The 14,110-nt window shown below is 59.0% G+C and carries 14 protein-coding genes; 2 read left to right on the top strand and 12 right to left on the bottom strand.

The annotated features are described in order from the left end of the window. Positions 1–9: 9 nt before the first annotated feature. Together BLR92_RS01940 and corA are read right to left on the bottom strand one after the other, a co-directional pair. Positions 10–603: an exopolysaccharide biosynthesis protein gene (locus BLR92_RS01940; protein ID WP_089724975.1), complete on the bottom strand. Its 594-nt coding sequence runs from the start codon at positions 601–603 to the stop codon at positions 10–12. After that, positions 603–1,568 (bottom strand): magnesium/cobalt transporter CorA, encoded by a 966-nt coding sequence (gene corA / locus BLR92_RS01935; protein WP_089724973.1) that lies wholly within the window; start codon positions 1,566–1,568, stop codon positions 603–605. The genes BLR92_RS01940 and corA overlap by 1 nt, the downstream gene beginning before the upstream one ends. Positions 1,569–1,716: 148 nt before the next feature. Between corA and BLR92_RS01930 the strand changes: the two genes are divergently transcribed. Further along, positions 1,717–2,652 (top strand): YihY/virulence factor BrkB family protein, encoded by a 936-nt coding sequence (locus BLR92_RS01930; protein WP_089724970.1) that lies wholly within the window; start codon positions 1,717–1,719, stop codon positions 2,650–2,652. Between the two features lie 45 nt (positions 2,653–2,697). Here BLR92_RS01930 and BLR92_RS01925 read toward each other — a convergent pair whose 3' ends face one another. The 7 genes from BLR92_RS01925 to BLR92_RS01895 form a co-directional block, all read right to left on the bottom strand. Beyond that, positions 2,698–3,156 carry a tellurite resistance TerB family protein gene (locus BLR92_RS01925; protein WP_089724968.1) on the bottom strand — a complete coding sequence of 153 codons (459 nt, stop codon included), beginning with the start codon at positions 3,154–3,156 and terminating at the stop codon, positions 2,698–2,700. Between the two features lie 426 nt (positions 3,157–3,582). After that, a complete protein-coding gene (locus tag BLR92_RS01920) occupies positions 3,583–3,984 on the bottom strand; it encodes a DCC1-like thiol-disulfide oxidoreductase family protein (RefSeq protein WP_089724966.1) in 402 nt (133 codons plus the stop codon). 7 nt (positions 3,985–3,991) lie between these two features. Continuing rightward, positions 3,992–5,470 (bottom strand): phospholipase D family protein, encoded by a 1,479-nt coding sequence (locus BLR92_RS01915; RefSeq protein WP_340148211.1) that lies wholly within the window; start codon positions 5,468–5,470, stop codon positions 3,992–3,994. Between the two features lie 75 nt (positions 5,471–5,545). Then, entirely contained in the window at positions 5,546–6,994 is a 1,449-nt protein-coding gene (locus tag BLR92_RS01910; RefSeq protein ID WP_089724965.1) for an NCS1 family nucleobase:cation symporter-1, read from the bottom strand. Between the two features lie 108 nt (positions 6,995–7,102). Further along, the gene (locus BLR92_RS01905; protein ID WP_089724963.1) at positions 7,103–7,501 is read right to left on the bottom strand and encodes a hypothetical protein; all 399 of its coding nucleotides are present in this window, start codon (positions 7,499–7,501) and stop codon (positions 7,103–7,105) included. Between the two features lie 231 nt (positions 7,502–7,732). Continuing rightward, a complete protein-coding gene (locus tag BLR92_RS01900; RefSeq protein ID WP_089724962.1) occupies positions 7,733–9,343 on the bottom strand; it encodes a BCCT family transporter in 1,611 nt (536 codons plus the stop codon). A 255-nt stretch (positions 9,344–9,598) separates the two neighbouring features. Further along, entirely contained in the window at positions 9,599–9,877 is a 279-nt protein-coding gene (locus BLR92_RS01895) for a peptidylprolyl isomerase (RefSeq protein ID WP_089724960.1), read from the bottom strand. 150 nt (positions 9,878–10,027) lie between these two features. Here BLR92_RS01895 and BLR92_RS01890 point away from each other — a divergent pair, with 150 nt between their 5' ends. Then, positions 10,028–10,648, top strand: coding sequence for a rhomboid family intramembrane serine protease (locus BLR92_RS01890; protein ID WP_089724958.1), 621 nt, complete (start codon positions 10,028–10,030; stop codon positions 10,646–10,648). A gap of 2 nt (positions 10,649–10,650) precedes the next feature. Here BLR92_RS01890 and BLR92_RS01885 read toward each other — a convergent pair whose 3' ends face one another. The 3 genes from BLR92_RS01885 to BLR92_RS01880 all read right to left on the bottom strand — a co-directional run bounded on the left by BLR92_RS01885 (position 10,651) and on the right by BLR92_RS01880 (position 13,944). Beyond that, positions 10,651–13,026, bottom strand: a complete 2,376-nt coding sequence (locus BLR92_RS01885; protein WP_089724957.1) for a DNA polymerase II — start codon at positions 13,024–13,026, stop codon at positions 10,651–10,653. Between the two features lie 373 nt (positions 13,027–13,399). Beyond that, positions 13,400–13,534, bottom strand: coding sequence for a hypothetical protein (locus BLR92_RS20055; RefSeq protein ID WP_281242871.1), 135 nt, complete (start codon positions 13,532–13,534; stop codon positions 13,400–13,402). 41 nt (positions 13,535–13,575) lie between these two features. Further along, entirely contained in the window at positions 13,576–13,944 is a 369-nt protein-coding gene (locus tag BLR92_RS01880) for a GreA/GreB family elongation factor (protein ID WP_139171562.1), read from the bottom strand. Positions 13,945–14,110 lie beyond the last annotated feature (166 nt).

The raw sequence follows: 14,110 nt of genomic DNA, 5'->3' as shown, positions 1-14,110 counted from the left end.
AGTGGCCGCTCACAGCAACTGATAGCCGACGAAACCGAGCGTGCCCGCCGTCAGCGCGAACGCCAGCAGTGCCAGCAAGCCATCCTGGGCAATCAGCGAAAGACCGAAGGCCGACAGTGCGGCTCCCGCGCCAGTGGCGGAAAACGGCACCACCTCCATCGGCGGCATCGCGGCGGCAATCACGATGCACATCACGGCGATAAAATAGATACCGGCTCGGCGAGTCAGGAAGACCAGACGCGGTCGCAATAGTCGGTCGATGGAATGCGCGGGAGAAAGCGACCACTGCAATGCTTTGACGAACGTTTTGCGCGATATCGACCGATTCAGCAGCCACCCCGGCAACCAGAAGTATTGGCGATGCAGCAGTAGCTGTATCGAAGTCAGCAGTACCACGACCGCCATCACCGTCGGCACGCCGGGAATGTCACCGATGATCGGCATGAGCGTGACCAGCCCCGCTATCAGCAATAGCGGACCGAAGGAACGGCTGCCTACCGTCTCGATGATGGCGCGCAGCGAAACCCGGTCCGCTCCCTGCGCAGCCTCGCGGAGTCGCACGATCAATTGCTCGAGCGTGGTAAATTGCGGATCGTCGTTCATTACAACCAGCCGGCCTTGCGGAAACGCAGATATAGGCCGCCACAGCAAACGCCCATCAGGCCAAGCGCCAGCGGGTAACCCGACCCCCATTCGAGTTCCGGCATGTGCTCGAAGTTCATCCCCCAGATACCCGCGAGTACTGTTGCCACGGCAAAAATGGCTGCCCAGGCAGCCAGGCGCTTATGCACCTCGCCCTCATCGATGGCGACCATTGCCAGATTGACTTGAATGGCGGTGACGATGGTTTCCCGGATGGTATCCACGGCGGTTTCAATGTGGTGCAGGTGGTCGTAAACATCACGAAAATATTCCTGGGTGTTCACGCACAGTGCCGGCACACGGCCGCCGAACAAGTGCACGCTGGCTTCGGCGAGTGGGGTGACGGCGTGTTTCACCGTCATGGCTTTACGCTTCAACTGATACAGCCGCTCGATATTGTTGCGCGCCGAATCCTTGGTGAATATCTGCTCTTCGATGGTTTCAAGCTCGGTCTCGAGCGCCTCGACGACGGGGAAGTAGCGATCGACCACGGCATCCATCAGGGCATAAAGCACAAAGGACACGCCTTGTTTGAGTAGGTGGGGCTCCTGCTCGCAGCGCGAGCGAACATTGAGGAAGCTCTGCTGCGAATGGTTACGTACCGAGAGCACATAGCCCGGCCCGACGAATACCGCGACTTCACCCTCGCCGATTTCGCCACCCTCCATGCTGAACATGCGCATGAACACGAACAGTGCCTCGCCATACTCCTCGATCTTGGATCGCTGCTGCCCATGCAGCGCATCCTCCACGGCCAGTTCATGCAGTGAGAATACCGTCTTGAGACGTTCGAGCTCTTCCGGCTCGGGATCGTGCAACGCCACCCACACGAAGCAATCCGGGCGACCCATGTAATCGGCGATTTCGGTGACCTTGATATCGCTCAGTTTGTGGCCTTCCTGGTAAACCACGCAATTGACGATCATTATCGGACCTCTCCTAACTAGCGGCCATCGGCTTTCCAGATATTAAGAGCTATGCTCTCGCTATTGCGCAGGATTGCATAAGCCGCGCGCTACTGGCATTCATTGAGCCGGCATCCATTGAACCGAAGCCGGTCGAGAAAGGACTCGCATGAGCAAGAGCACAAAGCGCCAGGCCATCCTCGAGATCGCGCCGCATGTGTTTCGATTTTCACTGCGCGTACTCGGCAGTTTTCTCAAGAACCGTGGCATCCTTCTCGCCGGCGGTGTCGGCTACAACGTCCTGCTCTCGGCGATTCCATTGTTCGCCGTGTTATGCGTGCTACTGACGCACATCGTCGACGAACAACGCCTGTTGGGCATCATGGCGTTCCAGGCCCGCCACCTGGCGCCGGGACATGCCAACCTTCTTCTCGATACCGTGCGCACCCTGGTGGATTCTCGCGATGTGGTCGGCGTCGTCGGGGTGTTGGTGTTGCTGTTCTTCAGTTCCTTCGCATTTCGCATGCTCGAGGATTCCATTGCAATAATCTTTCACCAGCCGGACGCCCCTCAGAAGCGCCGCTTCTGGGTATCCGCCCTGCTCCCCTATGGTTTCATGCTGGTGCTCGGCGCCGGGCTGCTCGCCCTGACACTGCTCGTTGCCATCGCCAACGCCTTCCACGAACTCATCATCTTTAGCTTCGGCGTCACCCTGCCATCGGCCAGCGTCGCCAAGGTCGCGCTCAACCTGCTCAGTTTCATCGGCATGTTCGGGCTGTTCAGCGCTATCTATAAGGTGCTGCCGGTCGTGCGCATCGCGCCCCGGCGCGCGCTTGTGGGCGGCTTCGCCGCCGCGCTGATGTGGGAGGCAGTGAGGCTGATATTGGGTTATTACTTCGCCAACATCTCTTTTGTGAATACGATTTACGGCTCGATGGCGACGATTATCGTGCTGCTGCTGAGCCTCGAGATCGGCGCCATCATTCTGCTACTGGGGGCCCAGGTGATCGCCGAGCTGGAGCGCAGCGCACGCGTCGGCCTGCCCTGGTACGGCGTGCCCAGGAAGAACTCGCAGGAAACGTCGGAAAAAGAGCCACCGCCCTGACAGCGGGCCACACCCATGGTCAAACGGCGCGGATACTGGCGACGATCAGTTCCCTGACTCCTCTTGTACTCGCAGCTTGGTGCGGATGAAGTCACTGTGGCGAACGAACAGCAAATCCGCCAGCTTGCGAATGCGGTGCTCCTCGTGAGGGTCAAGCGCGCTATCGACATAAGCCAGCCGCCACATCAGTTCGACCAGTGCGACCTTGTCATCGTAATCGTAATGCTCGTTGACCAGGCGCACGAACTGGAAATGATCCACCGACTGTTCGGCTTCCCGCTCGGCCAAGCGCATTAATTCGTCGACCGCTTCGTGACTCAGCGAAAAGCGCGTTTGCAGCATCACGCCCAGCGCTTCCAACTCGCTCGGTTCGGTCCGGTAATCGGCACGCACGATCTCGCAGAGTAGCGCCGCGGTTGCCAACTCCAGCGTCAGGGAGCGGTCTTGCGCCTTATCGGGTGCGGCCAGGGTACGATTGAAGAATTGCTGTATGGCATCGATCATCGGGATGGCCCTTGCTAGCGGGTATGGAAGAAGGCGGTCACGTTGGGGCCATGCACGGCGAGGTGAATAACATGGGCGAAACGCCGGCTTATTTGCGTGCCTTGGAAAGCGTGGATGAAAACATGCCGCAACCGGTGATGGCCGGCGCGACATGTCCCTTGGGTTAAACCAATCCCAAGAAGCTGAGAATGATCAATACGATGACGATCAAACCGACGAGATAGATGATGTTTCTCATTAGACTCTCCTTGTGCCAGTGAGCAGGCATCACACAACGTCGTGCGCAACCTGTGTTTAGTTATAGACCTTTTTTGCATAAAAGGCTCATCTCCCCTGGCCATGGCTCCCTGGGACGCTACGTTTCAATGCCATAAGAGTTTCGATGACCAAGCGCACGATCGGTTCCAAACAGCGACATTTCTCCGATCAGAATCGCTCGTTGCCAGGTAGCGACAGATTGTTGATTCGGCTTTTACCCAGCAGCTTGAGTAGCATATTGCGACAGGCTCGCAGCAGCGGATACACCACGGCGGCGACTCGCTTCGATCGGAAAATGGCGGCATTCAAGCGATTGAAAACGCCCGAACGACTACCGATCAATGCCAGCGCATGAATGGCGTCGGCGCCATAGTAGAGCTGATCGTCCAGCTTCAGCACCATGCCCTGGTCGATGTCCCACCCCAGCGCGGTAATTTCATCCAACACCGCGCTGGGGTCGCGGGCATTGACGATACGCAAGGTGCCGACCGTTTCGCGGATTCGCACCAGTCGCACGTAATGTTCGCAAACCGGGCACTCCCGGTCGTATACCAACAGAATGTCGCTCATGATTCCCTCAGAACGTCGAAAGCCCACTAGCCTCCATGACACGGTACATCCAGTAGCGTAGCCGAGAGTCATCCCCGAAGGCTGCATAGGGCACGCTGAAATGCTGGCCCGGTCGATTACTCCAGAGTCGCTCGAAATATTGGCCGGCATCACCGATTGCCGGCGCATCGGCATCGGCAAGCAAGCGCACGCTGGTCTCCAGATTGTAATCGTCGAGATTGCGCCGCGTGTAGTTGGCCGAGCCCAGGATCAACTCGGCTTCGCCGCTGGCCTGGGTCTTCAACAGCAGCTTGGCGTGACACTGCTCGCCATGCGTGTCGCACCAGCGCACGGGCACGCCGGCGGCGTGTAGGTCCGCCGCCACCTGTCGATTGGGAATGCCGTTCTTCTCGATGCCGAAGGCATCCTTGTTGGGATCCAGCAAAACCCGCAGCCGGACGCCACGCTCGCGCGCGGCGATTACCGCCTCGACCAATGGGCGATGCGAAAAATAGAACACCGCGATATCGATCCGGTCGCCCGCTTCGGCAGTGGCGATGGCATCGATCAGCGCATCGCGAATCTTGCTCTCGGTCAATACCTGTAGCCGTGCGCCTACATTCGTTGCTGGCTCGTTCGTCACCTTCACTGCGCGAGGCGTGTCGAACGCAATTTCGGCCCCGGACAACCTGGCCACGGCAAGTTCGGTTTCGAGCAGGTCGAGTGCCGTCGGCCCCTGAAAACGCAGCGCCACATTGCCGTGAAAGCTACTGGCATCATGCGGATTGGCCGAGGTGACAAGCCCTACCCAGTCATCGCCATGGTCGACCAACAGTGTCTTGCGATGGTTGGCCTTGAAGTTGAGCAGGCTGAGATAGCTGCGCAGCGTCACCTCGCCAGACCCTAGCGGATTGGGCAACCAACCGCTCCGTGCCGAGTTGCCCAGCCAGCGACAACACCAATGCCATAGCCCGGACCAGAGTGGATTGGAGGCGCGCAGCTCGGTGAGATCGGTGAACACGACCTGTATTCCCGCCGCGCGCAGCGCCTGAAAGTGGTCGGGCTTCAAGCCACCGTACAAGGTACTGAGCGGGTCGGTGATGATCAGCGCTTCCAGCCCGGGGCGCTGATCCTTGCGACGAACCAGCGCCTGGGTCAACTCGGTGGACAGCGGGCGATAATCGCCTTCGGCCGCGCCGGTAAAGTCGTTGAACAGGAACATGTCCAGCACGACCAACCGCTTGGCCTGGCCGATCAGCCTTAGCACCTCGTCGAAGATCACCTGCTCGGTCTGCCGCTCGCCGCTGGTATCGAGATAGGTGAGATCGGCCAGGAACTCGACATTTTCGACGCCACGCAGCGGCGTTGCCGTGCTCACGCCTTCCGGCAGTGGCTTGAATAACTGATACGCCGCCATGCCCAGGTAAGCGGCCAGCAATATCATCACCAACGGCCGCAACCCGCCTTTGCTGGCATGGCGCTCCAGCGTATTTTCCAATTCCTTCACTGCCGCCCCTCTGCCCGCTCGTGCGCATGCGCCCTGAGCGGGCAGTATAACGCCCAGGCAGCGTATTGGGCCCGCCTACCGCACCGACTGGGTGGAATCACCTTTCATCAGCAAGTAGTAGAACAGCGCCCCCAGGAAGGCACCGAGCAGCCAGGCGTATCCCGACAGAGCGGCCAACGCCGGCACCCAGACTGCGGCGATCGAGAAGATGGCCGCAACGCCAAAGGCGACGACCGCCTTGTGGTTCCAGCCCTTGCGGTAGTAATAGGCGCTGCCCGGAGCGCTGGAAAACAGCGCCTGAATATCGATCCTCTGCTTCTTGATCAGATAGTAGTCGGTCATCATCACGCCGTAGACCGGGGCGAGAATCGCACCCAGCGTATTGACGAATCCGGCGATGCCGATCTGGCTGATGATCGCCACCCACAGGCCACCGATGAAGAACGCGACGATAGCGGTAATCAAGCCACCCATGCGGAAATCGATCTTGCTGGGTATCAGGTTGGCCAGGTCGTAGGCCGGTGGCACGAAATTGGCGACCAGGTTGATGCCGACGGTGGCGGCGAAGAAGGTAATCGCGGCGATAATGGTCAGCGGCAGGTAATCGACGCGCTCGACGATATCGGTGGGATTGACCAATTGCTCGCCGAACAGCACCACCGTGCCGGCCGTCACGATGAGGGCAATCAGTGAAAAGAACGCCACGTTGAGTGGCAAGCCGAGAAAGTTACCCAGCTTCATCTCCTTCTCGCTACGCACGAAGCGCGAGAAATCGCCGTAGTTGATCACCACCGCCGCGAAATAGGCGATCATGGTTCCGGTAATTGCGATGAAAGCCGCGACCGAGCCACCGGCGTAGGAACCGGTGCCACTGAAAATCGTATCGATGGCCGGCAACAGCGCATCGCCGGCCTGTACCCAGATGATGATAGCCAGCACGATCATCACCACATACACGAATGGCCCTGCCCAGTTGAGAAAGCGCCGGATCTGCTCGATACCCCGCCAGAACAGCATGATCTGGAAGATCCAGACGAGCACGAAGGACAGCCAGCCGACGAATGTCAGCCCCAAAAACTGCGCCCCGCCGCTGATGCCGAACAGCGAATTGATCAACAGTGCGAGCGCCGTCGAGGCGAAATAGGTCTGCACCCCATACCAGAAGATGGCCACGATGGCGCGGATCATCGCCGGAAAATTGGCGCCGAACACGCCCATGCTGAGGCGCGCCATGACCGGGAAAGGAATGCCGTATCTGACGCTGGGTGCCCCGGAAAGATTGACCAGCAGCATGACCACGAAACCGGCCAAGATGATCGCCGCCATCACCGCCCAGCCGTTCAGGCCGTAATTGAGAAACAGCGACGCCGCCAGGGTGTAGCCGAACAGGCTCTGGATGTCGTTGGACCAGACATTGAAGATTTCGAACCAGCCCCAGCTTCGCTTGTGTCGCGGGATGGGTGCCAGGTCGGCGTTGTAGAGACTGGAATCGATGCGCTGGATCTCGAGGTTCTGGTCCGTCATGACGCGCCCTCTCCGGGTTGCCCGCGGTCGTGGTTATTGTTGTTACAGACACTTACCTCGTAGTGTAGAACAGGCGTGCATAGGGGCTTCGACAATTTGCAGGAAAACTTATTTGTCCGATGCGCCGCGTTTCAACTCGAACCCCTTGACGATCACATACGCAACCAACGCGAAAACGAACACCAGCAGATACATCCAGGCAATGCTCTGTAGCGTCTCGATGACGGTTCGATAGATTTCCAAGGTCCAGCGCTCGGCATTGAGCACCAACAACTCGGTACCCTTGTGCGGCGCGCTGATATAGCGCTCCAGATCGTAGATTCGCACACCGCCTGAAATGCCGACCACGAAACCGGCGAAGGTAATATAACGGTGCCAGGCGCTACTGATATCGTCCTTGATGATACGCCTGAGTATTTTACCCACCGGTTTATCGAACAGCTTGATCACACCGGCCGACACCACCGCCGCAATCACGAATGTCGCCAACAATAACGTGAAAAACATAAGCAATTCCTATGGAAACGGATTAGCGCATCGATACCACGCTGACGTATATTTCGCGAGCATTACCTACCAGGCCACCCACGGCCAGAAACGCAAGAAGCCACGCCGAAGTAATCCTGACGTGGCTTCTCTGCAAATCACCGCCGTTACGCTCCGATGGGCAAGACGGGGTAATCCCATTGGTGTGGCCATCCTTCCCACCGGATTGAATTTCGTGGCTGGCGCGGTCTCCTACAGTTCCTCGACGTCGGGCGGCTCACCGACGCGGCGCTTTGGGATATTCTCGCTCGTCAGGCCGCGCAGCAACGCAAAGACCATCGCGAACACCATGATGAAGATCGGCAGGCCGAGCACCGTTATCACCTGCTGCAGCGCGTTCAGCCCGGCTTCGCCCGCCAGCACGATGAGCATGGCGGCCACCAGACCTTCGGACACGCCCCAGAACACTCGCTGACGCGCGGGGCCGGGGTCGTGGTCGCCGGTGCACAGCATGTCGACGACGAGCGAAGCGGAGTCCGACGAGGTGGCGAAGAAGATCGCCACGATGAGAACCCCAAAGCCCTGCAGAAAAGTCGTGAAGGGGAAGCTTTCGAAGAACGCGAACATCGCCAGCGGCACGCTTTCCGCCACGGCGGCCGACAGTGCGCCGGCCTGGGCGCCCATGGCCTCGCGCGTGGCGTCACCGATGCCGTCGATCTCCATCGCGGACCAGCCGAAGATCGCGAACCAGACCAGCGTGAACGCCGATGGCGCGCCGAGCACACCGATCACAAACTCCCGGATGGTGCGTCCTTTCGAGATACGCGCAACGAAAATGCCGATGAACGGCGACCAAGTCACGGTCCAGGCCCAGTAGAAGACTGTCCAGTTCCCCTGCCAGCCCCAGCCTCCTTCCTGCTGGGTATATTCGGCGAGCATGTCGTTCCAGAACGCCATCGGCACGATGTTGGAACCGTAAATCGCCACTGTCTCGATGATTCCCCTCAGCAGGAAAACCGTCGAACCGGTCACCAGCACAAAGATCATCAGGCCAACGGCCATGCCGATATTGATGTTGGACAGCAGCTTCACGCCCTTGTCGAGGCCTGCCACGATCGACGAAACGGCGACGGAGGTAAGCAGGATAATGATGACCAGCTTGGTAGTGACCGAATCGGAAACACCGGTCAACTCCGTCAGTCCCGCGTTGATCTGGGACGTGCCCAGCCCAATCGACACCGCCACCCCAAACAACGTGCCAAGCACCGCGAAGATATCGATGGTCTTACCGATCGGGCCGTAGATCCGGTCGTGCAGTAGCGGATAGAACACCGAACTCACGCGCACCGGCAGGTCATAGCGGTAGATGAAATAGGCGAAAGCCAGCCCCGGCAGGGTAAAGATGGTCCATGTGTGCAGCCCCAGATGGTAGATCGCAAAACCCATCGCATCCCGCGAAGCTTCTACCGAGTAGGGCTCGACATCGTCGTAGGGCGGGTTGGAGAAATGGGAGATGGGCTCGGCTACGCCCCAGAACATCAATACGGTGCCGATGCCGCCGGCAAACAGCATGGTGAACCACGAGAGATTGCCGAACTCGGGCCTGGCATCCTGACCGCCCAGGCGAATTCGACCGTACTTACTGAGCGCTATCCATATCAGAAAAAGCAGCCAGACGTTCACCCCCATGATGAAGAACCAGCCAAGGTTGGTGACCACCCACGTCCGGCCAGCGGCGAAGAAATCGCGAATCTGCTCGGGCGCCACGAGCAGCGCTATCAGGAACACGATCATGCATCCAGCCGCCACAAAAAAGATGGTCGGATCCGTGCGTAGCCCAAGGCGTTTCGCTAGTTGTTCCATCTGGCGATCTCCCTCTGATTGTTATAGTGCGCAAGCTTCTGGCTATTTGCCGATACCAACCGTTTGGCTGATTAGCGAACGACTATCAGAAATCAATCAACAACATCACGACCTCAGCATGGTCCTTTTTTCCGATACTGTGCAACTTTCGGGTTGGTGGAGCACCGTCCGTTCGGCATTCTTATTCGGTGCGTCAGAAACGCAAGAAGCCACGGCGGGGCAAGCCCGCCGTGGCTTCTTGGACCAGATCGAAGATTACGAGCGGCTGGTGATTTCCAGCAGGTGATAACCGAACTGCGTCTTCACCGGACCATGCACGGTGTTCAGGTCGCCACTGAATACGACCTTGTCGAACTCCGGCACCATCTGGCCCGGGCCGAACGAACCCAAGTCGCCGCCGTTACGGCCCGACGGGCAGGATGAGTGCTGCTTGGCCACTTCGGCGAAGTCCTTGCCGCCCTCGATCTCGGCCTTGAGTTGCTCACACTTCGCTTCGCTATCCACCAGAATATGGCGCGCAGTTGCCTGGGTCATGGTGCAGTTTCCTGTGTTCGTGAAAGAGACTGCGAATCCTGACGGCGCGGCGGCGTTCTGACAAGTGTTTCCACCCGCTTGCGTCTTTCCCGCGATGTCGGTTGCACGCGCGATCTGACACTATACCGCCATACGCAGCGGAGACCTCGAATGCTCGACCTGACCCAAACGCCGATCACCCTGGCACTGCTCATCGCCAATGTCGTCGTCAGCCTTTATGTACTGTATCGCCGCCCCCGGCTCATCGGCAGCCTGGCCTTTCGGCCCCAGCGTATCCTGCGCCATGGCGAGATCCATCGTCTGATCACCGCCGGGTTCGTGCATGTCGATGGCACGCATTTACTGGTCAACATGCTCACCCTGTACTTCTTCGGGCCGCTAATGGAGTACGTGCTTGGCCCGATCGGCTATTTGATCCTGTATTTCGGCTCCGAACTCGCCGCGCACGGGCTGTCGCTCGTCATTCAGCGCGGCAACGCCCGCTATTCGGCCGTCGGCGCCTCCGGCGCGATCACCGGCGTGCTGTTCGCGTTCTGCCTCTACGCGCCCTTTGAGATGCTTTACCTGTTCTTCGCCATCCCCATCCCAGCCATCGTCTTCGCTGTCGGCTTCGTCGCGATCTCGATGATCGCGATGCGCAATCGAGGCACGAACCAGGTCGGCGGATTGGCGCACGAAGCGCACCTGGGTGGAGCGATTGGTGGGGTGGCGATCACGGTATTGCTCGACCCCACGGCGTTGCCGAGGTTTTTACAGCAGGTGGGGTTCTAGGTTCAAAATAGCCCCAACTGCCGATCGACCAGCGCCTCGAAGTCGTCGCCAACGAACGGCAGGATCGCATCGGCCACCGGCTGTAGCTGACGCGTCAGATAGTGGTCATAATCGATGGCCGAGCGGCGCGTTTCCAGCGGCTCCGGCCCCGCCAGCGTGATCACGTAGCTGATCCAGCCGCCGTTCTGATATTGGCGCGGCCGGCCCAGTTGGGCGTTGTACTCGTCGGCCATGCGTGCCGCGCGCACATGGGGCGGCACGTTGCGCTGATATTCACCGAGCTTGCGGCGCAGCCGCTTGCGATAGATCAGCCGCTCGTCGAATTCGCCGGCGAGCGTGCGCTGCACATAATCGCGCACATAGTCGCGGTGCGGCTCGCCCACGAAGATGCGTCGATAGAGTTCCTGCTGAAACACCTTGGCCAGCGGCGTCCAGTCGGCGCGTACCGTCTCCAACCCCTTGAACACCAGCCGCTCGCCGCCGCCCGCCTCTTTCACGAGACCGGCGTAGCGCTTCTTGCTGCCCGCCTCCGCGCCGCGGATGGTCGGCATCAGAAAGCGTCGAAAATGCGTTTCGAACTGTAGCTCCAGCGCACTCTCCAGGTCGTATTCCTGGCGAAGATGCTCGCGCCACCAGTCGTTGACATGCCGAATCAGGTGCTGGCCGATCCGCGCCGCCTCGTCCTGCTCATGCACCCGCCCCAGCCACACGAAGGTCGAATCGGTATCGCCATAGATAACGGTATAACCCTCTTCCTCGATCAGCTCACGAGTACGGCGCATGATCGCGTGGCCACGCATGGTGATCGACGATGCCAGACGCGGATCGAAGAAACGGCAACCCCTGGAGCCCAGCACGCCGTAGAAGGAGTTCATGATGATCTTCAACGCCTGGGAAAGCGGCGCGTTGCCCTCGCGCTTGGCGGCCTCGCGGCCCTGCCACACTCGCGCCACCATATCGGGTAGCGCATGGCACGTGCGCGAGAAACGCGCGCCGATAAAGCCCGGCACCGAATGGGCGTCGTCGGGCTCGCGCAGTCCTTCGACCAGCCCTACCGGGTCGATCAGGAAGCTGCGTATGATCGAGGGGTACAGGCTCTTGAAATCCAGCACTAGTACCGAGTCGTAGAGGCCGGGGCGCGAGTCCATCACGAAACCGCCAGGGCTATCCTCGCCCTGACGCCCATAGAGGTTGGGCGCGACGAAACCCAGTCGATGCATGCGCGGCAGGTAAAGATGCGAGAACGCCGCCACCGAGCCGCCGCTACGGTCGGCGGGCAGGCCGGTGACGGTGGCACGCTCGAGCAGGAAGTTGATTAGCTCGGTATGCGCGAAGACTCGTGTGACCAGCTCGCAGTCCTTGAGGTTGTAGCGGGCCAGCGCCGGTTTGTCCTCGGCGAACATGCGGTTGATGTCGTCCATGCGCTGGTAGGGGTTGTTGATCGCCTTGCCCTCGCCCAACAGCGTTTGGGCGACGTTTTCCAGGCTGAACGACTCGAAACTCCAGGTCGCCGAACGCAACGCCTCGATGCCGTCGATGATCAGCCGCCCGGGGGCCGAGGCGAAGAAGTGGTTGGGATTGCCGCCATGGGCGCGTAACTCCATCGGCTCGCCGCCCCGCCCCAACAACAGCGCCACGCCAAACTGCTCGGCGTGGCGCTGCAAAATACGCAGGTCGAATTGCACGACGTTCCAGCCGATGATCGCATCCGGGTCATGCCGCGCGATCCAATCGTTCAGACACGCCAGCAACGCCTCGCGGCTGTCGCAATACTCGAGGGAAAAGTCGAGGGGAGGATCGACCTGGCTGCTTTCATCATTGGCCTGCCCCAGCATATACACCTGACGCTCGCCGCAGCCTTCCAGCGCGATGGAATAAAGCTCGCCGCGTTCGCTGGTTTCGATATCCAGCGAGACCAACTTGAGTCGCGGACGATAGGCCGGCGCGGGTTTTAGCTGCGCGTCGATCAGCGTGCCGTCCGGCGTTTCCTGCCCCGTGAACACCACCGGCGCGGTGATAAAGCGCTCCATCAGATAGCGCTCCGGCGGGCGAATGTCGGCCTCGTAAACCTCGACGCCTGCATCATTCAAGCGCCGCTCCAGGTTCATCAACTGGCGATGTTGATGGCAATAGAGACCCAGCACCGAGCGGTGGTGGAAATCGCACAGCTCCAGCGGCCGCAGTTCGACACCCGATTCGCCACGCAATAGCGGCTCGGCGCGTTGGCGCTGCTCGGCGGGGATAAACGCCACCGAAGTCTGAACCGGCAGGCGCACGTAACGCGCGCCGGCATCCGTCGCCAGCCAGAACTCGACTTGCGTGCCGGCGGGCGTGTCCCGCCAATGGCGGGTAAGCACAAAGCCCTGGTTTTGTTCCACCGCTGCCTCTCGAGCACCTGATTCAGCGTGGAATGTTACTGGGTGTGGATGGGGATGTCGCTGGGTGGGGTTACAGGGGTGTTCTCCAGGCAACACCGATGCCTACCTGATTCAGCTCACCACGAGCCCCTCATCGAATTAGTCGTCTTCGTGGTGGTGAAACCAATTGTGTTGTGTCCTTTGGGCTTGATGAGTAGATGAGGCTGCAGCGACGTACTACGAGGAATAGCGTCTGAAGTGATAAAGCAACGCCAGCTTGCTGGCGTTGCTTTGAACCCACCGCTAAATGTAGCCTGTATGCATGAAACTCAGGTTATCTTGAGTGTAGTGCTAGGCTTACATGCTGACACTGAACGTTTAGCCATAGCTCCCATCATGACGAGACTGGTTTCCGCTTTCTGACAGTAGCGCTTATATCCATGCTGTCCTGCTCTTTTTTATTGCGCTTTTCGAGACGTTTTTGCTTCAATGTTTTTTCAGGACTCTTTTTTTCCTTACCCTTACTCATTTCGGTGCTCCTGTGTAAATCAACCTAGCATATGCGAACAATTACAACATTTTGAACTTACATGAAAAGCTCAATATCACCACATCCACCAAATCGCCAGAATTGGCATTCATAAGTGCCGAACCCAAAGGGGTAAGTATGGATACAGAGCCATTTCCAGGGTCTGCATCGTTAGGATGGCAAAGCTTAAGCGATAGCTTGTTCCCGGTACTCAACTCAAGCACTCTAACGCTCATCTCCATGTCTTTAACGACCCCGCCGCCAATCTCCAAACCGCTAGAGAGAGCCTCGCTCCCCCCAAGCCAATTCAGATAGGCCAGCGGGCCGCCGGTAAAGAAGTGACTTGTCATACCTCGCCACAATAAATACTGGCATGTTTTTTTGACAAACAAGGAAAACTTGCGAGCCAATTTATCGCCTCACAACAATAGATCATTGACAAACAGGATATGCTGGGCTGCCGGGGCATTAAATCCCCGGCTTAAACCGGAAAGGTAGTATTCCTCATATTCCTACAGACTAAAAACCACATTGTGCCACCCATAGGATTAACTCTCATGACACCGACCATAGCCC

The organism is Modicisalibacter muralis, from assembly GCF_900102945.1.
Lineage (GTDB): Bacteria > Pseudomonadota > Gammaproteobacteria > Pseudomonadales > Halomonadaceae > Modicisalibacter > Modicisalibacter muralis.
The sequence above is the reverse complement of the archived record's forward strand: the minus strand, read 5'-3'. Positions and strand labels throughout refer to the sequence as shown.

Bases quoted from the DNA above. Each gene is read 5' to 3' on its own strand.
- BLR92_RS01940 (WP_089724975.1), bottom strand. From the start codon at position 603: ATGAACGACGATCCGCAATTTACCACGCTCGAGCAATTGATCGTGCGA.
- corA (WP_089724973.1), bottom strand. From the start codon at position 1,568: ATGATCGTCAATTGCGTGGTTTACCAGGAAGGCCACAAACTGAGCGAT.
- BLR92_RS01930 (WP_089724970.1), top strand. From the start codon at position 1,717: ATGAGCAAGAGCACAAAGCGCCAGGCCATCCTCGAGATCGCGCCGCAT.
- BLR92_RS01925 (WP_089724968.1), bottom strand. From the start codon at position 3,156: ATGATCGATGCCATACAGCAATTCTTCAATCGTACCCTGGCCGCACCC.
- BLR92_RS01920 (WP_089724966.1), bottom strand. From the start codon at position 3,984: ATGAGCGACATTCTGTTGGTATACGACCGGGAGTGCCCGGTTTGCGAA.
- BLR92_RS01910 (WP_089724965.1), bottom strand. From the start codon at position 6,994: ATGACGGACCAGAACCTCGAGATCCAGCGCATCGATTCCAGTCTCTAC.
- BLR92_RS01905 (WP_089724963.1), bottom strand. From the start codon at position 7,501: ATGTTTTTCACGTTATTGTTGGCGACATTCGTGATTGCGGCGGTGGTG.
- BLR92_RS01900 (WP_089724962.1), bottom strand. From the start codon at position 9,343: ATGGAACAACTAGCGAAACGCCTTGGGCTACGCACGGATCCGACCATC.
- BLR92_RS01895 (WP_089724960.1), bottom strand. From the start codon at position 9,877: ATGACCCAGGCAACTGCGCGCCATATTCTGGTGGATAGCGAAGCGAAG.
- BLR92_RS01890 (WP_089724958.1), top strand. From the start codon at position 10,028: ATGCTCGACCTGACCCAAACGCCGATCACCCTGGCACTGCTCATCGCC.
- BLR92_RS20055 (WP_281242871.1), bottom strand. From the start codon at position 13,534: ATGAGTAAGGGTAAGGAAAAAAAGAGTCCTGAAAAAACATTGAAGCAA.